Origin of the sequence: Singulisphaera photorubra (assembly GCF_045290345.1) — a bacterium.
In the GTDB taxonomy this organism is placed as follows: Bacteria; Planctomycetota; Planctomycetia; order Isosphaerales; family Isosphaeraceae; genus Singulisphaera.
The window spans coordinates 4,465,676-4,491,993 of the sequence record NZ_CP155447.1 but is presented as its reverse complement, the minus strand read 5'-3'; the positions used below and the strand labels follow the sequence as shown (position 1 = coordinate 4,491,993).

General features: G+C 60.5%; 16 protein-coding genes and 2 pseudogenes. 9 read left to right on the top strand and 9 right to left on the bottom strand.

What is annotated here, in order from left to right; translation table 11 throughout:
* Window positions 1–301 precede the first annotated feature (301 nt).
* From V5E97_RS17010 to V5E97_RS16995, 4 genes and pseudogenes are all read left to right on the top strand, one after another.
* Window positions 302–2,650, top strand: a complete 2,349-nt coding sequence (locus V5E97_RS17010) for a DUF1592 domain-containing protein (RefSeq protein ID WP_406700489.1) — start codon at window positions 302–304, stop codon at window positions 2,648–2,650.
* A gap of 88 nt (window positions 2,651–2,738) precedes the next feature.
* Window positions 2,739–4,076, top strand: a complete 1,338-nt coding sequence (locus V5E97_RS17005; protein ID WP_406700488.1) for a DUF1552 domain-containing protein — start codon at window positions 2,739–2,741, stop codon at window positions 4,074–4,076.
* Window positions 4,077–4,231: 155 nt separating this feature from the next.
* Entirely contained in the window at window positions 4,232–6,409 is a 2,178-nt protein-coding gene (locus V5E97_RS17000) for a HEAT repeat domain-containing protein (RefSeq protein ID WP_406700487.1), read from the top strand.
* 292 nt (window positions 6,410–6,701) lie between these two features.
* Window positions 6,702–6,827, top strand: a pseudogene (locus V5E97_RS16995) (recombinase family protein); the annotation flags it as partial.
* Between the two features lie 50 nt (window positions 6,828–6,877).
* Here the strand turns inward: V5E97_RS16995 and V5E97_RS40485 are convergent.
* Window positions 6,878–7,511 (bottom strand): annotated as a pseudogene (locus V5E97_RS40485) (IS701 family transposase); the annotation flags it as partial.
* A gap of 398 nt (window positions 7,512–7,909) precedes the next feature.
* Between V5E97_RS40485 and V5E97_RS16985 the strand changes: the two are divergent.
* Window positions 7,910–8,938: a DUF1559 family PulG-like putative transporter gene (locus tag V5E97_RS16985; protein WP_406700485.1), complete on the top strand. Its 1,029-nt coding sequence runs from the start codon at window positions 7,910–7,912 to the stop codon at window positions 8,936–8,938.
* A 79-nt stretch (window positions 8,939–9,017) separates the two neighbouring features.
* Here V5E97_RS16985 and V5E97_RS16980 read toward each other — a convergent pair whose 3' ends face one another.
* On the bottom strand, window positions 9,018–9,383 hold the full coding sequence (locus V5E97_RS16980) for a hypothetical protein (protein ID WP_406700484.1): 366 nt from the start codon (window positions 9,381–9,383) through the stop codon (window positions 9,018–9,020).
* Between the two features lie 292 nt (window positions 9,384–9,675).
* Between V5E97_RS16980 and V5E97_RS16975 the strand changes: the two genes are divergently transcribed.
* A complete protein-coding gene (locus V5E97_RS16975; protein WP_406700483.1) occupies window positions 9,676–9,993 on the top strand; it encodes a hypothetical protein in 318 nt (105 codons plus the stop codon).
* Window positions 9,994–10,171: 178 nt separating this feature from the next.
* Complete coding sequence (locus tag V5E97_RS16970) at window positions 10,172–11,176, top strand: ABC transporter substrate binding protein (protein WP_406700482.1); 1,005 nt, start codon at window positions 10,172–10,174, stop codon at window positions 11,174–11,176.
* A gap of 364 nt (window positions 11,177–11,540) precedes the next feature.
* On the opposite strand, the gene V5E97_RS16965 is transcribed toward V5E97_RS16970, so the two are convergent.
* The 4 genes from V5E97_RS16965 to V5E97_RS16950 form a co-directional block, all read right to left on the bottom strand.
* On the bottom strand, window positions 11,541–15,038 hold the full coding sequence (locus V5E97_RS16965) for a protein kinase domain-containing protein (RefSeq protein ID WP_406700480.1): 3,498 nt from the start codon (window positions 15,036–15,038) through the stop codon (window positions 11,541–11,543).
* A 101-nt stretch (window positions 15,039–15,139) separates the two neighbouring features.
* Window positions 15,140–15,703 carry an ECF-type sigma factor gene (locus V5E97_RS16960; RefSeq protein WP_406700479.1) on the bottom strand — a complete coding sequence of 188 codons (564 nt, stop codon included), beginning with the start codon at window positions 15,701–15,703 and terminating at the stop codon, window positions 15,140–15,142.
* Window positions 15,704–16,136: 433 nt separating this feature from the next.
* Window positions 16,137–16,586: a hypothetical protein gene (locus V5E97_RS16955; RefSeq protein ID WP_406700478.1), complete on the bottom strand. Its 450-nt coding sequence runs from the start codon at window positions 16,584–16,586 to the stop codon at window positions 16,137–16,139.
* Between the two features lie 597 nt (window positions 16,587–17,183).
* Window positions 17,184–18,206 carry an NAD-dependent epimerase gene (locus V5E97_RS16950; RefSeq protein ID WP_406700477.1) on the bottom strand — a complete coding sequence of 341 codons (1,023 nt, stop codon included), beginning with the start codon at window positions 18,204–18,206 and terminating at the stop codon, window positions 17,184–17,186.
* 834 nt (window positions 18,207–19,040) lie between these two features.
* Between V5E97_RS16950 and V5E97_RS16945 the strand changes: the two genes are divergently transcribed.
* On the top strand, window positions 19,041–19,673 hold the full coding sequence (locus V5E97_RS16945; RefSeq protein WP_406700476.1) for a class I SAM-dependent methyltransferase: 633 nt from the start codon (window positions 19,041–19,043) through the stop codon (window positions 19,671–19,673).
* Window positions 19,674–19,859: 186 nt separating this feature from the next.
* Complete coding sequence (locus V5E97_RS16940) at window positions 19,860–21,707, top strand: FAD-dependent oxidoreductase (RefSeq protein ID WP_406701175.1); 1,848 nt, start codon at window positions 19,860–19,862, stop codon at window positions 21,705–21,707.
* A 123-nt stretch (window positions 21,708–21,830) separates the two neighbouring features.
* On the opposite strand, the gene V5E97_RS16935 is transcribed toward V5E97_RS16940, so the two are convergent.
* The 3 genes from V5E97_RS16935 to V5E97_RS16925 all read right to left on the bottom strand — a co-directional run bounded on the left by V5E97_RS16935 (window position 21,831) and on the right by V5E97_RS16925 (window position 26,033).
* The gene (locus V5E97_RS16935; RefSeq protein WP_406700475.1) at window positions 21,831–23,579 is read right to left on the bottom strand and encodes a TPM domain-containing protein; all 1,749 of its coding nucleotides are present in this window, start codon (window positions 23,577–23,579) and stop codon (window positions 21,831–21,833) included.
* A gap of 150 nt (window positions 23,580–23,729) precedes the next feature.
* Window positions 23,730–24,719 carry a WD40 repeat domain-containing protein gene (locus V5E97_RS16930; protein ID WP_406700474.1) on the bottom strand — a complete coding sequence of 330 codons (990 nt, stop codon included), beginning with the start codon at window positions 24,717–24,719 and terminating at the stop codon, window positions 23,730–23,732.
* Between the two features lie 9 nt (window positions 24,720–24,728).
* Complete coding sequence (locus tag V5E97_RS16925; protein WP_406700473.1) at window positions 24,729–26,033, bottom strand: DUF1501 domain-containing protein; 1,305 nt, start codon at window positions 26,031–26,033, stop codon at window positions 24,729–24,731.
* Window positions 26,034–26,318 lie beyond the last annotated feature (285 nt).

Below are 26,318 nucleotides of genomic sequence, written 5' to 3'. Positions count from 1 at the left end.
TACCCAATAACAAGTCCGGAGCCAAGTTGACCGCCCCAGGGCGGGACCGGTCGGAGGTCGAATTGGGTGGGGGCATCAAGCGGTTCGATCGAGTATCCATCCCATGCCACTCTCTGATTTCAGGAAATATCACCTGGACGCGGGAATGGGGTCCGTGTCAAATACTTTTTCAAAACGATTGCAAGCGGTCCTGGAAGCAGCAACGCCAATTTCGGAAGTCAGTGGGAGCCTCCAGGGACTAAAGTCGTACCAGATCATACTGAAATTGCATGCAGGCTATTGACATGAGCTGAAAAACATCATGAATACGCTCAATTTCAAGCGGATGAGGTATGGCTTCACGGCGTTCGGCATCGTAGTCCTTCTCGCTCTGCCCCTGAGGATAATCACAGCCCTTCCGGCGGCCACCGCGCGAGAACCAGGGACGGAGGACGCGTTCCAGACACACGTCATGCCGGTCCTCGAGCGGTATTGCTTCGACTGCCATACGACCGAGAATCCGGAAGCGGGAATCGCGTTGGATCGCTTCGACGACCAGGCGGCGGCCATCAAGGACGAGAAGACTTGGCTCCGCGTTCGGGATGCGATGGAAGGGCATATCATGCCACCGGTGAATAAGCCCCAACCCTCGTTGAAAGAGTTGGATAGCTTGATCGGTTGGATCGAAAATGATTACCTGACCGCGCAATGCGGCCAGAGGGAGAGTGCGGCACCGGTCGTGATTCGGCGGCTTAATCGGCAAGAATATAACAATACGATCCGCGATTTGCTCGGCCTCGAGCTCCAGCTGGCGGATGACTTTCCCCCGGATGATATTGGGTTTGGTTACGACAATGTCGGATCGGCGTTAAACCTCTCGCCCGTTCATATTGAGAAGTATCTGGACGCGGCGGAACTGGCCTTGGACAAGGCGATTGTTCTGCCTGAAGCTGACAAATTCTCGCCCATCGAATTGATCGGCTTGAAGACGTATCCGCTTCCGCCGAACGGAGCTGTTGAGTTCAAACACACTCTGAAACCGGGTCGGTATCAGGTCGAATTCAGTCTGGTGCGAGTGGGGATTGCCGAATCCGTTCTTCCGCCTCGATTGGTGATCGGGTTTGGCAAGGACAGCCGAACCGTGGATGCCGTGCGCGTCCAGGACGAGACGGTGGTCTATCGCTACTGGCTCAAGGTTGCCGAGGGGGACAGCCAGGTCCATGTCGCGCTGGCGCCCGGTCAGGCCGAGAGTGCGAATGTCGTCAAGCCGAAAGAGATCGCTGCCAATGTGAGCGGGGACCAGCGCTACGCGGGGAATCGAGGTCTTCATGTGGACTCGATGGTCGTGCGTGGTCCGCTTGCTCTCAAAACGGAATCACTTCCCGAGTCGCATCGGAGAATTCTCGTTTGCACGCCTGAGTACGGCGATCAATCGCGAATCGATTGTGCCCGTCAGGTCATCGCCAAGTTCGCCGAACGGGCGTACAGACGGCCGGTGCCGCCGGACGAAGTCGACCGGATCCTGCAAATCTATCGGCTGGCCCATGACCGAGGTGAGAGCTACGAACGGGGCGTGCAGCTTGCGCTGACGACAGTCCTTGCGTCCCCCCAGTTCCTGTTCCTTGTCGAACCGGAAAACACGCCTGCGGACCGCCCATTGAGCGGATTCGAATTGGCCAGCCGGCTCTCATACTTTCTATGGAGCAGCATGCCTGACGCCGCCTTGTTCCGCGAAGCAGGCGAGGGCACGCTCAACGCCAATCTCCGGCGCCAGGTCGTTCGAATGTTGAATGACCCCAAGTCCGACAAGTTCGTGGAGAACTTCGCTGGCCAATGGTTACAACTCCGCAGGCTAGGGGGGGTGACCCCGGACAAAGATCTATTCCCCGATTTCGACGACGCATTGCGGACGGCGATGGTCAAAGAGACAGAGCAGTACTTTGCCTATATTCTGCGCAATAATCGCAGTGCACTCGAGTTGCTGGACTCCAACTACACCTTTGTCAACGAGACCTTAGCGCGACATTACGGGATTGAAGGTGTTACGGGCGATGCGTTTCGACAGGTGGCCCTGGCGGATCGGCGGCGAGGCGGCGTGCTGACACAAGCGAGCGTCCTCACCCTGACCTCCAACCCCAACCGAACCTCTCCGGTGAAACGGGGCCAATGGATTTTGCAGCAGGTGCTTGGGACGCCGCCGCCACCGCCTCCGCCCGAAGTCCCCAAGCTGGATGAAAGCGATCAGGCCGCTGACGCGGGGACGTTGAGAGAACGGATGCAGATTCATCGAACCGACCCCAAATGCTCCTCGTGCCACCAGCAGATGGATCCCCTGGGCTTTGCTCTGGAGAACTACGATGCGGTGGGGCGTTGGAGAACCAAGGACGGACAATTCCCCATCGATCCTTCCGGAGAACTCCTCGGTGGAGACAAGTTCGCGGACGCTCAGGAGTTGAAGCAGCTCCTGGGGGCGACGGCCACCAAGAAGTTTGCGACCACCCTGATCAAAAACATGCTAACCTACGGATTAGGACGAGGATTGGAAGTTTACGACTACTGCACGATTGAGGATGTTCGCAAGCAACTGGCCGCTGACGACTATCGAATTCAGAATGTCATCTTTGGAATTGTGGAGAGCAAAGCGTTTCAGAGTCGTGGCGGAGTGAACTGATTCGTTTTTCATGGTTCCGCTTCTGCTCAGCCTCGATTCAGGTGTCCGGAGTCGCCCGCGTTTCTCTGGTCAATGGGGGAAAGTCGACATGGCAATTCACGTGAACCGGCGAACGATGCTCCGTGGCATGGGGGCCGCTCTCGCACTTCCATGGATGGAAAGCCTCGCGTCCGTCGGTCGAGCGGCCACGGGATCCTCCAAGCCGCCGGTTAGAATGTGCTTCTGGTACGTTCCCAATGGCGTGCACCTGCCGACCTGGTTCCCGGAGCACGAGGGAGCGCTGGTCGACTTGCCCGAGACACTTCGGCCCCTTGCGTTCGCGCGCGACTCTCTCAACTGCTTTCACGGTCTGACCCACAACACCGCGCTCACTAACGGCGATATCGATGGATGCGGACATGGTCAAGGCTCGGCGAGTTTCTTGACCGGCGCACAAGCGTATCGGACGCAAGATGCCGTTCGCGTTGACATTTCCGCCGACCAACTCTATGCGCGACATGTTGGGAACGAGACTCGCTTTCCCAGCCTCGAACTGGGCTGTGAGTCAGCCCGCTCCGGAAACGCATTCGGCTACAGCGGGACCTACAAAACGCACATCTCGTGGCGGACTCCGACGTCGCCAGCCCCGTATGAGATGAATCCCAAGGTCGTTTTCGATCGCCTGTTCACAAAAGGGAGCCGTGGCCTGACCCAGGCGACAGTCGCCGACCGCGATTTTTACCGCAAGAGTATGCTTGACTACGTGCGGGACGATGCAAACCGGATTCGCAATCGGGTCGCGAAGACCGATCAACGCAAGCTTGACCAGTACCTCACAGGCGTGCGCGAGGTGGAACGTCGGATTCAACATGGCGTCGCATCCGTGGAGCTTTCGGGATCGGAGATTTCGCGACCCGAGGGCATTCCCGAAGACTTCGACGAGCACCTGCGTCTGATGTGTGACCTGATGGTCCTGGCCTTTCAGACCGACAGCACCCGGGCTTCCACCTTCATGGTCACCAAGGAAGCGACCGACCGGAATTATCCGTGGCTGGGATTCACCGATGGCCACCACGAGCTTTCTCACCACGCGAACGAAGCCGAGAAGAACCGAAAGCTCCGTGAGATCGACCGTTACCATATCTCGATCCTGGCCTACATGATCGAAAAGATGATGACTGTCGAGGAAGCAGGCGGGACGACCTTGCTCGACAACTCGATGGTCCTCTACGGCAGTGGGATCAGCGACGGCGACCGCCACGACCATGTCAACCTGCCGGTCATCGTGCTGGGAAAGGGCGGAGGCACGCTTCGATCGGGGCAGCATCTCAAGTGCCGGGCGGAGACACCAATGTCCAACCTACTGCTCGCGATGCTCCAACAGGCCAACGTCCCTGTCGAGCGCTTTGGCGATAGCACCGAGCCGCTGCCCGGTCTCCTGGCATGACAGCGGTTCGCGTCCAAGCCGTCAGCCGCTCCGCAGTGATTCCAGATTTGGACTCGCTGACCGAGGGATCAAACGATTGAACCCGCCGTGTGACGATCTGCACCAGGATCTTTTGCTCGGAGAATCGGGGATCAGCATCATCGAGGAGGACCGTTATGCGGATGCCTGATCTCAGAGATTTGTTACTTCTTCTTCTGGTGGTTTCGGGCTACGAACCGCTGGCCACGCGCGGGCTCGCCCAAGATGGGCCAACTCCTGCTGGGATCGAATCCGCGATCGAGGCACTGCGAGCAGAGAACGTGGAGATTCGCCGAAATGCGGCCATCCAGGTTCGGTTGGCCGCCAAGAGCGAACAACGTAAAGCGTTGCCCGTCTTGATTGATTTGCTGATGAAGGAAAAAGACGGCCAGGTGCGATTGGCGGTTCTTGATACGGTGACCGCATTAGGACCCGACGCGGTTTCGGCTGTTCCCGCACTCGTTCATACGTTGCGGACCAACTATGGCGGACAGGGGAAAGAAGAATCGCATCAGGACTATCGTTCCGCCTTGGCGCTCGCGGCCATTGGCAAACCGGCCGTCGAAGATCTGCGCGGGCTGCTGAACGAGCGTAAGGAAAGCGTGCGAGCCGAAGTCGTCATGAGCCTGGGACGAATCGGACCCGACGCGGCTACCGCCATTCCTGACCTGCTGCCATTGCTCGGGGACAAGAGTGAACGGATTCGCCGGGAAGCGTCCCTTGCGCTTGGTCGAATCGGAAGGGCCGCAGTCGAGCCTCTGGTCGCCGCGTCCAAGCACCCGGACCTTTTGATTCGTGCGCGGGCCGTCGAGAGCCTGGGGCCGTTGTCCTTGTTCGATGAACAGGCCCAAGAGGCTGCCCTCAAATGCGCTCAGGATGATTTCCCGGTGGTCAGAGCAGCCGCATTGAGAACGCTGCAAAGATCCCGTGTGTCCGAGGATGCCTTGTTGCCGATCCTCGTGGAAAATCTTCGGCACGAGGACGAACAGGTTCGGTTGGCCGCCGTCAATTGCCTCATCGAGCGTCGGAGTTTGCTCACGCGCATGGCGTTGGAACTCGAGTCGCTTTTGACCGCGGAGCAGGACGGCGTTGCTCGCCACGCCGCGTTCCTGCTTCGCAAAATCGGCATGGAGGCAGCCCCCCGACTCATCAATGCACTCCATGATGAGAACAGTCGGATCGATCAGATCGCGGAGGCATTAGCGCAAATCGGCCCGCCCGTCGTTGCGTTGCTGATGCCGTTGGTTGATGCGCAGGACGCTCGAGTTCGACGGGGCGCGGCCCTGGCCCTCGGACAGGTTCGCCCGCTGGCTCCAGGTACGGTACACAAGCTGATGGCTGGCCTGGACGACCCCGACCTCGAGGTTAAATCCGCGTTTCTTACCGCGATCCGCGACATCGGGCCACGAGCGAAGGAATCCGTTCCGGCCGTGCGTGCGCTGCTCCAAAACCCTTCCGCGGAGCTTCGACTTCAGGTGATCGTGATCCTCGCTCAGTCCGCTCCGCGCGACGAGCGACTGCTCGGTGATCTCACGGGCCTGCTCAACGACACGGACACGCGGGTGCAGCGGCAAGCGATCGAGCTCATTCGGTCATTGGGCCCGCTTGGTCGCCAAGCTCTGCCTGTCGTCATCGGTAAGTTGAACAGTCCCGACCCGGAGGTCCGGTTCGTGGCGGCGGAAATGGTCGGAAGTCATGGTCAAGCCGCCTCCGATGCCGTACCAGCGCTCATTGCTTTGCTCGACGACCCGACGCCAAGACTCCGGACGATCGCTGTGCGAACCCTGGGAGGGTTGGGGAAATCGGCCCAACCTGCGCTCACCCGACTGACGTCCCTGTTGAGTGACATGCAGGTCGAGGTCCGGGAAGCGACCGTGCTGTCCTTGGGGAGTTTGGAACTTGACGCGGACGTGATCCGACCTCATCTCGCCAAGGCGCTCCGGGACGACCATTCCGAAGTGCGACAGGCAGCCTCGAAGGCGATTCAACGGCAGGGCCCCCAAGGGGCGCTCTTCCTTCCCGACATCATCCTGCTTGCCGGGACCAAAGAGAATCTCAGGTCGGCCGAGAGATTGCTCCGCCAGTTCGAGCGTACCGGACCCGACGTACGGTCGCTCCCCGAACTCGTCGAGCAGCTTGGGCACGATCAGGATGCCGTACGCCTGCTGGCCATCAAGTTCCTGGGAATCGCTGGCCGCAATGCCCAGAGCGCGATCCCTGCGCTGGAGCGGTTGCGTGAAGATCCGAGCGCCGAGGTTCGCAAACAGGCCGAGGCGGCCTGTGAAAAGATCAAGAACCAGTCGAAGTCCAGCTAACACCCGTTCGTTATGGAGAAAGCCAGAGGGGCGCCGGCGCCCCTCTGGCCCCATAGTCGTTGAATTCGTTGCGGGCGTCAGTGGTACTAACCGCTGCGGCAACGAATTCGCGGAACTAGTCCGGACTCTTCATCGAGTCGGATTCTCCCTAATCTACCATGCGAGAATTGGGTGCAATGCGCCTCATCGGGGCGTAAGAATTTTCAAAATTCCTGAGAACAGGGCCTTCCCGTAGCAAATGGACACAAAACAACGCTAAGCCAGAGGCCGGCCCCGTCGGAGCGGGCGCACAGTGAAGGGCCTGGTCGACTTCGTGGCCGACTTGCAGGGTCGCGGGATCCAATTCCGCAGCCTGACCGACGGGATCGACACCACGACCCCGGTCGGTCGCTTCTTCTTTCACGTCATGGCGTCGCTGGCTCAGATGGAGCGCGAGCTGCTGACCGAACGGCCCCGTGCCGGTCTGGCCGCGGCGCGGCCCAACTCGCCATCGCCCACGATCCATCCGTGGGGCAAGCTGGGCAGGCTCCGGTCGAGCAGGTCCAACGCGATCCGCCAGGTCTTCTGGAACTCAACATCCTCGGGGACGTGGCACTTCTCCCGCCGGACTTCCTCATTCGCCCACTCCTGGGGCAGGTAGAGCCGGCGGTCCAGTGGGGCGTAACCGGCCTCGGCGGCATAGGCCAGGAAGACGCCGAGCTGGCAGTTGTCGACCTCGCGCAGCCGTCCGCACCATTGGCGATCAACGCCGCACGATTCGTTGCCCAGCTTGGGGAACCCGCTGGGATCGACGACCACGACGCCCTCGGGCTCGGCGAGCACCTCACGGACATGGGTTCGCAACTCGGCCAGGACGGCCTCGTTGTCCCACTTGTGCCTGAGCGGACGATGAACTGGATTGGCTCGCAGGTCTTGCGTTCCAGCCCGCTGAGCAGCCCACTGATGACCGTGGTGGCGTTGTCGCGTTGCTCGGTGCGATAGAACTTGGGGAGATAGCGTCGGAGAAAGTTGGTCAGGCGATCGGTGCAGTCACGGACGGTGTGAGGGGGACGGTGGCATCCCTCAAGAGGGCCTGGGCCTCTGGGTGTTCCAAGAGAGACATCGCGTCAATTCCTCGCAGTGCGCTTGCTATTCATGTAATTCCATGCATGACAACATGATTGCAGAAATGAATGCGATTTCGGCATGCCTGTTCGCGTGCAATTCGCATAATTGAAGACATAAGGCTATTGTAATTGCGTTACGAAAAAATCGGTTTCCTATAGAAATAGGGGTTACGCCAGAGACTTGCCGGCAAGCGACTGGAACGTTCAACCCCTCTCAAAGGCCGAATCACCAGTTGCCGGCGATGACTCGATTTCTCAGGGAATTTTAGCCCATTTGCGGATTGTTGAAAAAAAATGCAATACAGGTCCAAGTTTGCGTGGCGTCGCGCCCCACCACATATTAGACTCCCATGGCCGGGAGCCGATCGCAACTCGCAACGAGAGGAGCCGACGAATGCCCCACCGAGTAACGCGGGAACGGACGGGTTTCACCCTGATCGAATTGCTCGTCGTGATCGCCATCATCGCCGTATTGATCGCGCTCTTGCTCCCCGCCGTCCAGGCGGCACGCGAGGCGGCACGCCGCGCCCAGTGCGTCAATAACCTCAAGCAGGTCGGGCTGGCGCTGCACAATTATCACGGGACGATCGGTTGCTTTCCGTGGGGCCACGGGCCGCTCGGTTGCAACGACTGGGGCTACCTCCCCTTCTTGCTCCCGTACGTCGAGCAGTCGGCAATGTTCAATGCGCTCAATTTCGGCCGGAGCGATGCAACCAACGGATTTGCCTGCGCCGGACACGTCTTCAATACGACCGTCACCCGGTCACAGATCTCCGTCCTGATCTGTCCTTCCGACACCAGCCGGCTCACGGCTCCGGACGGAAGGACCAACTACTTCGCCAACTGCGGCTCCACTCCGGTCTTCTTCACGGTGAATGGGTCCCTTCCGAACGGCATGTTCGGCTCGGTCCCCGAGTCCGGTCCGATCGGATTCCAATCCGCGACCGACGGCTCCAGCAACACCGTCGCGGTGAGCGAAAGGATCACGGGGATCGGGCAGTATAATCAGAATGTGACCATCGATTACGGGAAGCCGACAGCGACTTACTCGGGGATTGCGACAGTCAGCGATCTCACGACCCCGAACGCATTCTACCAGGCCTGCCTGAGCAATGGGGACCCGCGCAAGCCGGGCGTCGTCGCCAACTCAGCCCGGCCGGTCGGTGTGGTGTGGCACATGGGCAATCCCAGCAGTTCCCGCTATAACCATGTCATGCCACCGAACACCTGGTCGTGCATGATCAGCCCCATCTCGACCAACACCAGCGGCGCCATGGCGGCGAGCAGCCGTCACTCCGGCGTTGTCAACTCGGTGTACGCGGACGGCTCCGTGCGCGCGATCAAGGATTCGATCTCGATCCAGGTCTGGTGGGCGCTGGGGACCCGCAATGGCGGCGAGGTGATCTCCAGCGATTCGTATTGACGGCGACCGCCCCGCGAAGGGAAGCGATGCTACTCCGATCCATCGGTCGCGGGGCAAGCCCGGAGGCGGTGGGCGGCGTTCACTGGGGGGGGATGATGATGTCGTACAGGTTGTCCCCCTCCTTGACATCATAGCTGAGGGACATCCCCTCAAGTTCGCGGCTGCCTGCCAGCGCCGGACCTTCGTAGCGAACGGAATTCACGCCGAGCAGGGTGGTGATCGAATAGGTACCGTCTTTGTTCACATCCACACTCTTCCCGGTGACGTCCTTGCGCAGGTGATTCGCGGCGTCGAAGACGACCTTTCCACGATCGACCGCCTTGCCCTTGATGAGCACCTTCCCGCGGACCGTCGCTTCTGTCCGGGACGTCGAGACCGAGGGCGGTCGGTCGCCGCATCCGGTCGAAATGACCACGATCGCGACGGCCAAGCTTGAGGTTGTCATTCGCAATGCTCTCATGCGGTGTCGGATCACGAGCGTTGGCTCCGTTGAACCTGGGAATGTTATTGGCAAGATTTACTCCGTGGTCAACTATACCTTGGATTATCATCCATGCCATGGCCCCGGCAAGTTGCTCCGGGTACAGCGAAGTCAAACATGGGCTCAGATCGTCGAGCAGGGCCCTCACATGAATAGGCCCTCTCCGCGTCGGCGCTCGGGACGCTTCCTGGTGAAATTCCGGTGGTCCGGTCGTAAATCGCCCCGGAAGGTCCGGCAGCAAACAAGGAGTCATTGCATGTCTTGGTTCTTCCGGCCTGCCATCTTCCTGCTGTTCCTACCGGGCCTGGTCCTGGCCCAAGCGGAGCGTCCGACGATCCCGTCGCATCACGACCCGGTCGTCCAGGGGGTGCAGGATCATATCAACGCGCTCTGCGAGGCTCACGACGCTCGCCTGGCGACCGTCCGGGATCGGGCCGGCCTGGAGAAAGAGCTGGCACTGGCCCGTGCTCGATTCCTGGGACTGCTCGACCTCGATCGTCCCCGGCCTGAGCCGAAGGTGACACCCGCGAGCGGACCCGCGCGGAAGTCTTTCTCCGGCTCAACGAGGCCATGAGGAGCCCGACGCATTGAGCACTCGACACCCGTCTCGGGCAGAGCTACTATGTCACGCAAACGAACAAGCGAACGTCGATAGAGTCTCGCTGCACAACGTCCGACCATCGGACGGCCCCTCGTGGGACCCTTTGTGAGACTCGTACTCGCATCTGGCCCTCGTCCTCCGGAGCTTCGGAATGAAGACATGGAAACTGGTCGTTCCGGCCCTCGTAATTCCGCTCTGGCTTTGTTCCTGCCGGGAAGGGTCCGATCCGGCGGGTCCTCCCGCTCCTCCCCCGATCCCCAACCGCCCTCATCGCATCGCACTTTTCAAGATGGGTGGCGATTCCAATCTTGAAGATATCCCGGTGAATTCCCTGAAGCAGGGGATGAAGCTCTTTCAATTTCATGAAGGAGACTATTACTCCCTCAAGATCATCGACCTTAAGGGAGACCTCGATTCCTTCCCGAACAAGCTCGATGAGACGATCCGCGACAAGATCGACCTGATCGTCATCACGCACCCACAGATCCTCCAGGCTGCCATGGCTCGAGAGGTCCAGCGGCCGATCGTCTTCGCGATCCTGGGCGATCCCCTCGTACTCGGCGCCGGCGCGTCGGCGGAGCGACATCGGTCGGGCCTGACCGGCTCCTACAATCCGCTCCCCGCGTACAGCCTCCTCGCCATGGTGAAATATTATCTCCCCCATGCGAAACGAGTCGGCGTGGTCTTCCGAGGTGGCGAACCGCTCTCGGTTGCTCACAAGGACGCGCTGATTCGGGATTCTCCGCGTGCTCAACTAGAGATCGTGGCCGTCGAATCCGCGGCCTCGGAGGATCCGACGGTCGCGACCGATCAGCTCTTTCCTCGAGCGATCGACGCGATCTGTCTGGTCGTTGGCTTGGGTCAGTCGTCGTCGGGTGTGATCGAGTGGGCAGCGCGGGCGAAGCTCCCCGTGTTCGGCTTCGAAGAGGCCCAGGTCCGGGGAGGCTCGCTCGCGGCTGAAGTCCCGATCGCCGATCGGGTCGGTCTTGAAGCAGGCCGGATGGCCTATCGGGTATTGAGCGGCGAGCGGACGGACGACATCCCCTTTGCCCAGATTATTGACACAGAAGCGATCGTTAATACCAAAGCCGTCGAGGGACTCGCGATCACACTCCCCCCGGGTGCCCTGCGGAATTCGCGAATCGTTACCGAATAGCATCGAGGGCCGTTGCCGAATGTTCCTGGCCGGTTCCTGAGCACTCGGATACCTCTAATGTAACCGTTCATCTGCCCTGATCGTAAGGATTCGGTAAACCCGTAGCCGGTTCTCGCTTCCCAAGGAAAGGTCATTAAACTCGGCCCTCATGGACGAGGGCTCTGATTCCAACTTTTGCTCCACCTCCCTGCGGGGCACGGTTTCGGATCTGGACCGACGCCGGGCTGAGGCCGCGGGCCACAAACCGGCGCCCGGTCTGGTCTGCTTGGCTCTGACTTTGTTGGGATCGGCGCGAGTCCAGGGGATTGCCAAGCAGCCGAGACATATGGTCCCTGACCCTTCCGAATCGGTGGTTGGCGATCGCTCAGTCTTTCGAACGCCAGAGTTTCACGCCTCCATCGTAGCTGCACGAGGCGAGAGTGAGGCCGTCGTGAGAAAACGTGAGGCTGTTGATCGCCGCCTGATGGCCCTTAAGACTTATTAAATCTTGGCCGGTCAGAGGGTCCCAGAGCCGAATGCTCCCCGTCTCGCCGGCAGTGGCCAACACGCGGCCGTCGGGTGAGAACGCCAAACTTCGCGGAGCCCGATCCCCGGTATGCAAGCGCCGGATCATCGAGCCGGTCCGTGCTTCCCAGCAAAGGATTGTTCCCAATTCGTCCGTCGCGGCGAGCATGGCTCCGTCTGGGGAGAAGCCGACGGCGGTTATCTCGATCGGATTGTTCAGGACGTAGAGAAGTCTCCCCGTCGTCACGTCCCAGAGCCGCACTGTGCCATCGTTGCATGCTGAGGCGAGGCGCGAGCCGTCCGGGCTGAAGATAACCTGGCGCACCTTATCCGTATGCCCCTTCAGGATCCGGAGCGGTTCACCGTTCGCACTTGCCCACAGTCGGATTGTGGTGTCGTCTCCGCCCGAGGCCAGCAGTTTACCGTGAGGATGATAGGCGACGGTACGAAGCTTTCCGGTATGTCCCTTGAGGGTCTGACGTCGTTGGCCCGTGCCGGTATCCCAAATCCGGATCTCACCCGACTCGTCGAGATGTGTTGTGGCCAACGTCGCTCCGTCCGTCGCGAAGGCAAGCGACGAAACGGTTCCCTCTCCACCGAACCATCCGAGCCGGCACCGGCCGGTTTTGGGCTCCCAGAGCTTGATCGTTGCTGGATCATCCGTATCGTCGCAACCGGTTGCCAGCAGATCGTCGTGGGGGGAGAACGCGGTGGCCCAAGCCTCGTCCTTGTGCCCTGCCAGCGATTCCGACGACTCGCATTTGGGTCGCTCGAGCCACCAGCGTTGAATCCCGCTGTCGCCATTCAGAAACAGCGAACGGCTGTCCGCGGAGAAGGAGATCCTCGCGTTGGAGAGTCGCCGACCTGGATAGGTACCGAGGTGTCGACCCGTGGCGGAGTCCCAGATCGTCACCGGGCCCTGACCACCCCCAATATGCTTGGCATTGATGGCAATTTTTTTTCCGTCCGGGGAGAAGACCGCCTGTTTTATCTCATGCTGCAATGGGTCTTTAAGCGGAATAATTCGTTCAGTCTGGGTTGAGCTTGCGGCTACATCAAATAACAGCAACCGAAGTGGTTTGTGTTCGGCGAGGAGTTTTTTTCCATCATGACTTAAAAATGCATGGATAAATTCGCCAGACGTTTTGGAAATGGGTACGCGATTCAACTCGCGGCCAGTCGCAGCCTCCCAGACGACGACTTCGCGGCCATTCTCGGCAGCGAGAAATTGTCCGCCCGCCGAGAAACTTGGCCAGCCTAGCGTTTGATCCCGCTTCGGAGTCACCCAGAGCGTTTTGAGCGTCTCGGTCTCGAAAACGGTCAGTCTTCCCTGGAGTGGTCGTCCGGCAAGGTGAGGACTGGACAGAATTTGATGGTTGTCTTCCCACTGGATGACCAGACTCCGGACGAGGCTCGGGCGGCCTGGCTCCTTGAAGAGATCGAAGAGGTCGAGATGAATCGGTTCGCCCCATGCCCTGACCCAAAGTGTAATTAGTCGGCGGCCGGATTGGGAAAATGCGAGGTTCAAAACGATCTGTTCTTCAGGGATTTTCAGTTGAGTAATCTTCGCTCCTGTCGTGGCATTCCAGACCATGACCTCCCGCTGACGCAACCCGATCTTCGGATCTTGAGATGTTGATATCAGCATTCGACTGTTGTTGGAAAATACGAGCTGGTTCACGTCATGATTATGCCCCTTCATTCGCAAGCGGATTTGCCCTGTGGCGACATCCCGAAGCATGATCGTGCCATCACTGTATCCTGAGGCGAAGACGCGGCCGTCGGAAGAGAGCACGAGTGAAGAGGCATAGCCTTCGTGTCCATCGAAGAGTTCGATTTCACTTCGGGCGAGCCGCCAGAGGTAGTACCAGGCGAAGCCAATGGGTTCGGGGTCGCTGCTTCCGGGGCGGAGCGAATTGAGAATCTCTTGGACCCGCTCGACCTGCCCCAGATCGAGGGCCTGCCCCGCCTGCCTGATGCTGGAGGTGAACAAGTGGCGCTGAGCGATCCGACTTTGCTCCTGCGCCAGCTTCAAGGCGGTTGCGGTGCGTTTCTCAGCTTGTGTTGCTCGAATCGCCTGCCAGGTACTGACGGCCGTCCCCGCGATCAAGGCCAATGCGACCAGGGTGGTCGTCGTCAAGATCGCACGGTTCCGTCGGGCGAACTTCGTGAACCGATACCAAGTCGAGGGGGGCGATGCCTCGACTGGCTGATGGGTGAGGTAGCGCACCACTTCAGCGGCCAAGGCGCCGACAGTCTCGTAGCGGCGTCGTCGATCCTTCTCCAACGCCTTCATCACGACCCAGTCAAGCTCGCCCCGGAGCGTATGGATTAGTTTTCGTGGCTCGGTCCGACGATGGTCTGAAACTTCCGGCAGGGTCGCGACCAGAGTGGCGAGTCGCAAACTGGGTGGAGGCGGATCGTACTCACGGACGAGCCGCCGAATCTCGTCGTAGGTGGCCTCCGCGAGGGTGTTCCGGTCGATGGGAGTCGTGCCGGTCAGTAATTCGTACACCAAGACCCCCAAAGCGTAGATGTCGCTCCGGGTGTCGATGTCGATGCCCGACAACTCGGCCTGCTCCGGACTCATGTACAGGGGGGTACCGACCAATTGTGTGAAGCCGGTGAAGAGGGTCTTGTCGGTCAAGGCTTGACCGGTCGCCTTGGCGATACCGAAGTCAATGACTTTGGGCACCGCGACGTCGTCGATCAGTGTGACCAGGACGTTCGATGGCTTGAGATCGCGGTGTATGATTCCCTTCTGGTGGGCATGCTGGACGGCTCGACAGACGAGGAGGAAGAGATCGAGCCGCTCACGAATCGAGAGTCGGGCCTGATCGCAGTAGTCGGTGATTGGGATGCCACAGACGAGTTCCATGGCGAAGTAGGGCCGGCCCGAGTCGGTAGTTCCTCCGTCGTGGACCTTGGCGATATTGGGATGGTCCATCATGGCCAACGCCTGGCGTTCGGCTTCGAATCGAACGATGACCTGATGGGAGTCCATCCCGGGCTTGATGATCTTCAAGGCCACTTTGCGATGAAGCGGCTGGTACTGCTCGGCAAGGTAGATCGTCCCCATGCCCCCCTCGCCGATCTGCTCGAGCAGCTTGTAGGGGCCGATGACTGTGCCCGGGCTGTGGTCGTTCCTCGACAGGTGAAGGACGATGCTCGGAAGCACTGCCGGCGTTTCAAGGAAGTGGCTGTCGACGAGCGGGTCGGCGGCGAGCAACCGCTCGACTCGCCGGCGCCGCTCGGTATCGCGGCCGCAGGTTTCGTCAAGATAAGCTGCCCGCGCGGCAGAATCTGCAATTTGCAACGCGCCGTAGAAAATATCGTCGAGGTTCGTGATCTGCCCCATTTGCCGATTCCTCGGTCGTTCCGTGCCACCTCACATTAGATAATGCACGAACGGGAGCAGATGTGCCTCATGAATTCGAATGGTTCTCTCGAGTGATCTGTCTAATCGGCCGAGCGATTCAGCTCAGCGAACAGCCAGGCTTTGGTATAGCGCCAGTGACGGTCCGCCGTGGCCCGCGAAATGCCAAGGACCTCCGCGGCGTCAGCGACCGATAGCCCGGCGAAGTAGCGGAGCTTGACGAGCTTGGCCTTGTCGGGTTCCTCGGCCTCAAGCGTCGAGAGTGCCTCGTCCAGCGCGAGCAGGTCGTCGGTGGGGACTTGAGAAGTTACGTCCAGGCCATCCATTCCGAGGATTTCGAGGCGACCGCCGTGTCGCTCGGTTCGTTTGCGGCGGGCGCTGTCAACGAGAATTCGCCGCATGGCCTCAGCGGCCGCGGCGAAGAAGTGGCCGCGGCCATCCCAGCGAACAATGATCTCCCGGTCAACCAGGCGGAGATAGGCTTCGTGAACCAAGGCCGTCGCCTGGAGCGTATGTCCGGCTCGCTCTTGCGCCAGCTTCTGGGCCGCCAGCTTTCGGAGCTCGTCGTACACGAGTGGCAAGAGTTGATCGGATGCTTGTGGCTCACCCTGCTCGATGGCTGAGAGAATCCGAGTGACGTCATTCATCTAAGGGGCTGCCTCAGACCGCCCTAATCTCGCCCTCGGATCGTGCCCGGGTTCCGTCACCCGATGGCTGGCGGTCGTAGTCGACATTCGGAGCAAAGGGGGGCGCCTTAATACCAACTTAGCCAACCAGTCCCAGTCGGGATAGCCGGAGGTCGATATCAAATTTTACCCGAATCAACCGATAGTGGGTAAAAACAATCGAGGTGAATTCGCATGCACGCAAGTGGGATCGCTCTGGCCGATCTGTGGGCCAGAGATTACGGCAATCGGTTCGGTGCGTTTTGTTTAGGGCGCAGCACATGGCTCGCTTGAGCCGACATCGAAGTTTCCTCCGATACCCAAGCTTGAAACCGAACACGATGGCCAGATCCCAACGTGAGGAGACGACTCAATCCTCAGGTCGCGACGGCCGGTAGAGGTCGCATAGTTCGTATCAGTGCGACCGAAGCGACCAACGAGAACGGACCCGCGACAAGGATGCGGAGGCCGCAGAGAGCCGCCAGCGCCTCGCTGGCCCTGGGCTCCGATCAAGGTTCGGAATCAGTACCGGACGAGTGAACTGGGGAGCGGTGAGGGCAAGGTGGCGGATCACTCTTTGCAACTCGTCACGCGCGGAATCCCCCGGGCGAAAGCCGAGAATTTCCGGATAGACATCCGCGTTTAATTCGTAGTTACGTGACAGCAGCACCATAGTCAGCGCCAACTCATCACGAAGCCGTTCGCTGTCATCGTCGGCCGAGGCGACAGCCTTGATGAGCGAGCAAAGGAGAGGATCGCGTGAGTTGATCGAAACTTGAGGCAACCACCAAAGCTGGCCGTCGGCGAGTTGGATCGACGTCGCCTCTTGAAACGATGCGCGGCGGCGGAGTCGTTCGTCGATCATTGGCATCCCTCGTCCCAGCGCGATACTTCTCTCGACCGAAATCCATCAATGCAAACCTAGAACCGAAATGGCTGGTTGTCCAATTCGCAGGCCGAAATCACGAATTTCAGGAGCTTTGAGAACGATCATTAATGCCGTGCTAGGCGTATTATCTATTCTTTGCAACTACTTTAACTGTTTAGCTTTCAGGAATCTTCACGCTATATATCGTCGCAAATTTGTGCAGCCAAACGATCCACACCGAGCGACTGCTCACGCGTGATTGTGGAGGCGGAAAACGGGGATTGCACCCCTCTCATGCGAGTCGCTGAGGATGTGCGACGTGTTCACTGGGGGGCGGAGTTTCGCTTTTCTACAATGTGGTTCCCAGAGGCCCCGGTGGATCGGAGCATCCGGCCACTCATTCGGTCGAATTCAGGGAAATGAGAACGTGGAGTACGAGCATGAGCCTGCGTGGGTGGATGCTCTCGTAAGTTCAAGGCGTCGGGTTGGAACGTGGATCACGACCGAATGCCGGGGGCGAGACCATGTATCCAATCATCGATGCAATTGAGGTCGCATTGCGGGGTAGGCCTCGTTCGGCAACCGGTCCGAGTGTCAGAGGCCATGGTACTCCCGATACCAATCTACGAACCGCTTGACTCCGACTTCCAGGGGGGTGGCGGGCCGGAACCCGACGTCTCGCATCAGGTCGTCCACGTTTGCGTAGGTCGACGGCACGTCGCCCGGCTGCATCGGCGCAAACTGTTTCACCGCCTCGCGACCGAGGGTGCGCTCCAGGATCGAAACGAGGTCCAACAGTTCCACGGGTTGATTGTTGCCAATGTTGTAAATCCGATATGGGGCGGAGCTTGACCCAGGGTCGGGCGAGTCGGACGACCACGCCGGGTTCGGTTCCGGCGCGTGGTTGCGCAACCGCACGATCCCCTCCACAATGTCATCGACGTAGGTAAAGTCGCGCCTCATTTTACCTTCGTTGAACAGGGTGATTGGTTCTCCCGCAAGGATCGCCTTGGTGAAGATGAACATCGCCATGTCGGGCCGCCCCCAAGGGCCGTAGACCGTGAAAAATCGCAGGCCCGTGCAGGGGAGACCGAACAGGTGAGCATAGCTATGGGCCATCACCTCGTTGGCTTTCTTGGTGGCCGCGTACAGCGATACCGGGTGATCAACATTGTCATGCACCGAAAATGGGACGCGCGTGTTCCCGCCGTAGACCGAGCTCGAGGAGGCGTAGACCAGATGCTTGACGCGTGTCTGTCGGCATCCTTCGAGAATATGAAGAAAACCGGTGATATTGCTTTCCGTATAAGCGTGCGGATTGTTCAGTGAGTAGCGGACCCCCGCCTGGCCTGCGAGGTGAATCACTCGGCCGATCGGCTGGCGGTCAAAAAGGCTTTCGATCCCCGAACGGTCGGCCAGATCGACTTCCTCGAAACGGAAGCCTGGAAAACTCTTCAACTGTGACAGTCGCGCTTCCTTGAGCCGGACGTCATAGTAAGAATTCAGATTGTCGAGGGCGAGTACCTCTTCCCCATCCTCCAAGAGCCGGCGAGCCACATGGTAGCCTATGAAACCGGCCGCCCCAGTGACGAGAGTTATGCCTGGATTTGCTTTCAAGAGAATATCCTCTCATTAGACTTTGTGGTCGTCGAAACCAGACCAGGATTGCACCGTTCGTGGAATCTGGCCACTTCTCTCTCAGCATCACCTGGTATCTCGTCGAACGAGTCGTCCCGATGTAAGAGATCCGCCGGATCACAATGTCTTCCTGATCATGGATTCGCCATCCAGGGTTGCCGTGATCCCGTGGTGTCGACACTCCGTATCCGGAGGCATGTTGGGGAAACGAGCGCCCTCATCGATTCACTGCCTCCGTTGTGATGTTCGCAAGAAGCGGGACTTGAGCCTTCGGGTAAATCAGATTTTGGGGCCTAACCCTGGCGATCTCCTTTGGTTCGGAAAGCACGAGATTGCTTGTCGCCGCGATTCGATCGCAAGGAACCCCAATTTTGAACGCTTCTCGTCGAAACGGGTCGACAGCCAAGGGGCGATCAGAATGGCACGAGCTCGATCCGAATTTCGTTCGCCAGAATTTCAGTATCATCGGCTCTGGCCCCTGGAATTTCAACTGTTGCGGCCCGACCTGATGCCATCGTTACAAGGAGTTCGGTTTGCACTTCGGCGCGGACGCGTTGCATTCCCGATCCGAGAACGAAAAGGTGCTGCAGGGAAGTCATCCCTTGGCTCTGCCAGTTCTAATCGGGCCACCTTGGGGCTTGGCACGGTAGACCTGACGCTTCGCCAGTTCCGTGGATTCTTGACGGCGAATCGGTCGTTGAAGCGACGCGAGACTACTTATGGTGCCCTTTCGAAGTTAGAATTGGATGCAGCGATTCGCCGTCATCGGCTTTCCGCGATCGTCCCGCCGAGAACACCAGAGACGGCCCCGGCATGATTCGTTGTCCCCTCTGTACTCATCGTGCCCAGTCGTACGTCGAGGACCGACGCCGCGCCTACTTCCACTGCCCGAACTGTAATCTCGTGTTTGCCGATCCAGAGAGCCATCTGGCGGCGGCCGGGCAGAAGGAGGAGTATGACCGGCATGAGAACGACCCGGGGGATTGGCGGTATCGTCGCTTTCTCAATCGCCTCGCCATGCCGCTCCTGGAACGATTGAGCCCAGGCATGCAGGGGCTGGATTTCGGGTGCGGGCCGGGGCCAACCCTCTCGGTGATGTTGGAAGAAGCCGGAATGTCCATGGCCGTCTTCGACCCGTTCTACAGGCCGAACGCCGATGTACTGAACCGGCAATATGACTTTGTGACCTGCACCGAGGTAGTCGAGCATTTCTCCAATCCAGCTCAAGACTGGGGACAGTTGACAGGGTTGCTCCGTCCAGGGAGCTGGCTGGGGATCATGACCAAGCTCGTGATCAGCCGGGAGCGATTCGTCGATTGGCACTACAAGAATGACCCCACCCATGTCGTCTTCTACAGCCCCGAAACCTTCACCTGGTTAGGCACGCAGTTCGGTTTGACCGTCGAACGGGTCGACCGGGATGTGCTCGTGTTACAAAAACGATGAGCCGCCTGGAGTCCCCGACGGGTCGCCGATGGCTTGCGTGACAGAAAACAAACATAATTGCGACAAAATTGCGTTCATGAACAAGAATAAAACATAAAAACAGCAATTGTTTTACGAATGACATGACGTATTATAATGCCATAGGGTGATTGCATGAGGATGATTTTTGGACTATTCGCGATTTGTGTGATTGCAAACTCTCTGGTGGACGCGGCAGAGAGCTTCGATGTAGTCGTTTATGGGGCGACGCCAGGGGGTGTGAGCGCGGCGGTAGCGGCTGCGCGGCATGGGGATTCGGTTGCCTTGGTGGATCCGGACGCGCGGTTGGGAGGGCTTTTGACCTCGGGCTTGTCGCAGACTGATGCCATCACCTACGAGGGGCTGAGCGGTTTTTTCCGAACGTTTTGCCAGCGGGTAGAGACTCACTATCGAGCGAGGTATGGGGCAGATTCTACGCAGTTGAAGGCCAGCTTTCGGGGCATGCACGGGGAGCCGGGCGTAAACTTGCGGGTGTTAGAGGCGATGATTGCCGAGCAGCCGACGTTGAAGTCACGCCAACGGCACGAGCTCGTCAGCGTGCGACAGGGGCCGCGTGAGCAGGGACGCACGCGGCTGACGGACGTAACCTTTGAGACGCCACAAGGAAGAATCACGCTCGCCGCCCGCGTCTTCATTGATGCCACCTATGAGGGCGATCTCATGGCGATGGCCGGTGAAAGCTATCACGTCGGTCGTGAAGCCCGTGCCCACTATGGTGAGTCGCTGGCGGGCGATGGACAAGGGGCGGCGGATGGTCAGGTGCAGGGGTACAATTTCCGCTATACCATGACCCGCGAAGCCTCGAACCGTGTGACACCTCGGCAGCCCGTGAACTACCGGCGCGAGGAATTCCTGCCGGTGCTCGAGCAGCTTGCGAGCGGCAAGATCAACCAGGTCTTTGTGTCTGGATTCGACGGCATTTTTCGCTTTCACGATCCCGGTTTGCCGAATCGAAAGTATGACATCAACGATGCCCCGGGTTCGCCCGTGCGCCTGTCGTTGGCCGGACACGCGGACGAGTGGCCGGAGGGCGCGAGAGAGACGCGCCAGCGAATCTTTGCCGAGCACCACGACTACCAGTTGGGGCTATTGTGGTTCCTGCAGAACGACCCTGCCGTTCCGGAAGCGTTTCGGCTGCCCGCACGAGAATGGGGATTCTGCCGGGATGAGTTCACGGAAACCGATCACCTACCGCCCCGACTCTATATCCGCGAAGCTCGACGTCTGGTCGGCCAGTTCGTCTATACTCAATGCGACACCGCACAGGCGACAGGCGATGCTCGTGCCCAACTGCACCCGGACAGTATTGCCGTACTCGACTACATGCTGAATAGCCACGGCACCGGTCATCGCGGCCCCCGCTACGGCGGTGAACACACGGGGCAGTTCTTTCAGCCGATCGCACCATCTCAGGTGCCCTACGGCGTGATGGTGCCCCGCTTGAATGAAAACCTACTTGTTCCTGTGGCGTGCTCCGCCAGCCATGTGGGCTTCTGCGCCCTCCGATATGAGTCCGACTGGTGCAAGCTCGGCGAGGCTGCCGGCGAGGCCGCGCATCTCGCGATCAAGAATCGCGTGCCCGTGCAGCAGGTGCCGGTCGCTGAACTTCAAGCACAACTCCACCAAGCTGGCGCGATGACCATCTATCTTTCCGATGTTTCACCCGACGATCCGGATTTCGCCGCGGCGCAATGGCTTGGCACGATCGGCGGATTTCATGGTCTGACGCCGACAAAGACCGGGCCCGCTTCCACTTCAGATCCTCGGACTCCCGACATCCGCCGCTGGCGCGCGGGGCATCAGGTAACGCTCGATGCACCGCTCGAGGACTCGTTGAAACAGCGGTGGCTCATCATCGGTGCCAAAGCGGGGGCAGCGGCGACCCAACCGAGCGCGCCTCCGGAGACGCGCCGGCAGTTTTTGCGCCAGCTTTACCTGGCAACACATGCCAATATGGCCAACAACGGGCAGCGGCCGAGGGAAAGTGGCAAGTAGGAACGAGTGAGCAACCAGTTTCGGTGCGCCCGAGAAGCACGATCGGCCTGGCAAATCACGAGATGGCCGACAAAGGATTGTTGTCGGCCATTCGAATGTAAATCAAAAAGGGGTCGCTTGGGGCTACCAGCTTCCCCCTTGCTCCTCGCTGCCGACGTCTCCGCCACCGTCGTCGTCACTGCCACCGCCCCAATCTTCTCCGGATTCGGTCGGCTCTTCGGTGCCTCCACCCCAGTCGCCGCCGGTTTCATCGGGCGCTTCGGTGCCGCCACTCCAGTCGCCGCCGGTTTCGGTCGGCTCTTCGGTGCCGCCGCTCCAGTCACCCCCGGTTTCGTCCGGCTCCTCGGTGCCGCCGCTCCAGTCGCCGCCGACTCCAGACTGATCGACCTCGGGAACGGTTCCCTCCGAGTTGGAGGAGCCCCAGTCGGCTCCGACGCCCGTGTTTGGATCGTACTGCTCAAGCGGCGGTTCGGACCCGAGATTTGCGTTGGGGTCGAGCGGGTGGTCGCTCTGGTGAGGGAAGTTCCCCCCCTGCGAGTGCACGGGCGCTTGGGGCTCGTGCGGACGCCCAAACTTATCGTAAAGGATATTGCCAGCGATCGCTCCGGCCGCTCCTCCGAGGGCACCTGTGAAGAAACCACCGCCGCCACTCTGCTGGGGCGGCATCGGGGCGCCGTACCCGCCTTGAGCGTAACCGGGCGGAGGAGGCGGATACCCATATCCTGGCGCAGGGCCGGGCTGAGGAGCGTATCCAGGGGGCACGCCGGGACGGGATGTCGGCGGGTAGCCCGCCCCTGGTGCCGGCCGGGGCGCTGATCCTCCGCCGGTGAACTCCTGGGGCGGCATCATCTGGGGCTGAGAACTGCGGGAACGTCGAAAGAGCAGCCAGAGAACCAGGAGCAAGGCCCCACCACCGAGAAGGATCATTGTTGAGGTCACGCCCTCGGACTTGACCACTCCTGGGTCGATCGGGGCGGGCACCCTGGGAACATCCGCGTCAGAGGTCCCGACCTTTGGGGCCAGTGCGGTCGGCTCGGGTTGGGATGCGGCGGACGACGCGGTCTCCTGGCGAATGGCCACGACAGCGTCGTGCAATCCAGTATCGAACTCGTTCTTCTTGAACGCCGCCGACATGATGTTCTCGATCGACCGTGCTTTCTCAGAGGGGAAAACCTTCTTCGCTGACTCGCTCGGCTGGGCGTAGATCTTGTGTTCTTTCTTGGCGATCAGGATGTAGAGACCATGCACCTGGGCGGAACGGGCCTTCTCAATCGCGGTGTCGCGGAGGGACTTGCCGCCGAGCGTATCGACCGTTTCAATGATCGTCCCCCAGTGAGTCTTGCGGCGGACTGCCTCGAGAATCGAATCCGCCTCCTTGACGGCCTCGGGCGAGAACAACTTGGCCTGGTCGCGGACGCCGACTTTCAGCGAGGCGCGGCGGATCTCGGCCACGGCGTCAAGCAGCCCCTCGTCATTTTCGCCCTTGCGGAATGCCCGGGTGAAAGCCTCCTTGACAAGCTCCAGTTCTCGCGGGGTGAAGGCGGGGCGGATCGACTCGCTCAGCTCGATGTCGAGTTTGTGTTCGTTCTTGGAGATCGCGATCGAGAGACCACGAAGGTTCGCCTTCCTGGCGTTGTCGACGGCCACCTCTCTGGCCGACTGCTCCCCGAATCGGTCGCGGGTCTCGATCAGGACTTGCCAGCGCCCCACCTCCTCGACCTCCCGGAGCACTTGCTCGGCCTGCTTGACGGCTTGGGGCGAAAACATCCCGGCCCGGTCTCGGATGCCTGGGCGTAGCGACGGCGCTTGAGCCAGGGCCGACGCGCCGAGGAGAACCACGACGGCTAAGGCGGTCGGTATCGTCCGTTTCATCCTCTTGTGCCTCTTTCCCTTGTGTCAGGATCGGCTCGGCTTTCGAGACTCACCGAGCTGCAAACCGGCTCTGAATTGTTCGCCCCCCTCGCCCCGATCTTGTCTCACAATCGGGGAGAGATTCGAATTCCTGGAAGAAAACCAAGGAATTCACCGGACAACATCACGAGGTGCTCCCCAAAGCTTGTGCCTCCAAGCATGAATGGCACCCAGCGAATCTCCCACGATGAGTGGGGCGTCGTGAGCAGGGACGGCGATGCTGCGAATTGGTGCGATGGAGAGAGACGACTCGCTCAGGATGGTATCACTGCCGCCGTCGAGAATACGCAAATGGCCGTCCTTCGCACCTGTGACGAGTTGCGAACCGTCATGATTCCAGGCCAGGCAGAGTAACGGGGCGGGATGGCGGATGATTCGGACCATGCGGCCGATCCCAGGTTGCCAGATCCGCGCCGTGGAGTCGCCTCCCGACGAAGCAAGCGTGGCAGGGCTTCCCTCGACCTGCGCGGGCCGAAATGCGAGACCATGCACCGGCCCAAGGTGGTTGTTGAGAGTGCGTACCGACCTCCAGGGGCCGGACTCCCATACTCGAATCGTGCCATCGGCTCCGCCCGAGCAGAACCAGTGCCCACCGGGAACGGCTGCAAGGGCCAGTACGGCCCCCGAATGACCCTCGAGAGCGGCCACTTCGCGGTGGCTTTCGGTGTTCCAGACCCGGACGATCCGGTCAGCCCCCGCAGTGGCCAGGGACTTTCCTCCTTCGAGCCAGACCAGGTCGTAGACGACGTCCTCATGACCGTCGAGGCGGCCCAGCAAGTCACCGGACGGCCAAGCACGGAGTTCGACCGCTCCGGCCTCCGCGGGACTTCCTCCAGCCAAAGCCAGGGTGGTCCGGTCGGGCGAGAAGGCCATGGCGTGTACGTGCTCCAGTGCCGTCGGGATGGCCCGTTCGCGGCCGTCGTGGATCGAATGGAAGACGACCCCGGCCTGTGAGCCCCGCAGCCAGCCCGAGTCGTCTGGAGTCACAACCAGGGCCGTGATCATCGGCCCGATCCGACTCGGGCGGTTAGGCTCGGTGGGCAGCTCCAGGATGCACTGACCTGCAAGTAAGGCCAGCAGTGGAATGAACAACGGCGTCATGAGAGGAGCTCAGGTCAGGCACTCGGAGATGGTGGCGCCGCCGGCCGCGACCTTGACCGGGCGGCCGTCATCGGTGTGGAACTCCCGGTCAGGGTCAATGCCCAGAAGCGTATAGACGGTCTGGGCCAAGTCGGCGGGGGAGGCCGGCCGATCGGCCGGGCTCTCGCCGCTCGCGTCGGTCCGCCCAACGACCTGACCACCCTGAACTCCGCCGCCGGCCATGCATACGCTGAAGGCGCGGGGCCAATGGTCCCGACCGCCGGCCGTATTCAGTTTGGGAGTGCGGCCGAACTCGCCCATCGCCAGAACGAGCGTGCCCGCAAGTAGGCCCCGCTCGTCGAGGTCGGCGAGGAGGGTCGCCAGAGCCTGGTCGAGCTTGGGAATCAGGCCGGCGTGGCCGCCGACATAGCCTTCGCGGAGTTCCCGGTCGATCTGCTGGTGGGTATCCCAGCCCGCGTCGGTCACGGTGACGAACGGGCAGCCAGCCTCGACGAGCCGGCGAGCCAACAGGCACGACTGGCCCACGCGGTGCATTCCGTACCGCTCGCGCATGGCATGCGGCTCGCGGGAAAGGTCAAACGCCCCCTTGGCCGCGGGCGAAGTCATGAGGCGGTACGCTTGCTCGAAGTGGTTGTCACGGCCGCCTCGGGCCGCCTCTTGCTCGACGCGACGGTCGAAGCGGTCGAAGTCGGCCATGAACCGGCGCCGTCGGTCGAGTCGGCCCGCCAATCTCCCAGGTGTTTCCAGGTCACGAACCCGGAAATCGGGCTTGCTCGGGTCACCTCCCACGGTGAACGGGCCGAACGCTGATGGCAGATAGCCAGGGCCTCCTTGGGGGGTGGCATCCGGCACCGCGACGTAGGACGGAAGCGCAGGCTGGGGGCCGCGACAGCGGGCGACGACCGCGCCGTAGCTCGGGTACTCCAGGACCGGCGATGGCTTGTAGCCGGTCAGGAGGTAGTGTCGGCCGAAGTTATGCTCGCCCAGTTCCGAGGTCATCGACCGGATCAGGCAGACCTTGTCGGCCTGACGGGCCAGGTGGCCGAAGTGCTCGCCGATCATCAGCCCTGGCACGTTCGTCGCGATCGGCCGATACGGTCCGCGCACTTCGGCCGGAGCGTCGGGCTTGAGGTCGAAGGTCTCGAGGTGGCTAGGTCCCCCATCGAGCCAGATGAGGATGCAGTTCTTCAGACCAGGCGGATTCTCGCCTGCATGAGCCCGCAGCCGCAGGACTTCACTCAGGCCGAGGCCCAGAGTGCCGAGGCTGCCAAGTCGAAGGAACTCGCGCCGATCGACCCCGTCACATCGCCTCATGGTTCAGGTTCCGCCGTAGGCCAATTGAGAGCATTTACGGAAGGCTTCTCTGAGCGTTGCCGGGCGAGCGTGGCCCAGTCATGTCACGTCATCAAGACACCTTCTCACGCAGACTGCTCACTCGACGGGTGCACTTTTGGGGATCGCCACGGTGGAGCTGAGGATGAGGCGTTGAATCGACTTCTCAGCACCTAACCGAGCGAAGTCGTCCCCGACAACTATCCTACCCAACACCTCTCTGTCGCTGTTAGAGCGTTCTTCTTCCTTCTTCAGGACGATTGGCTC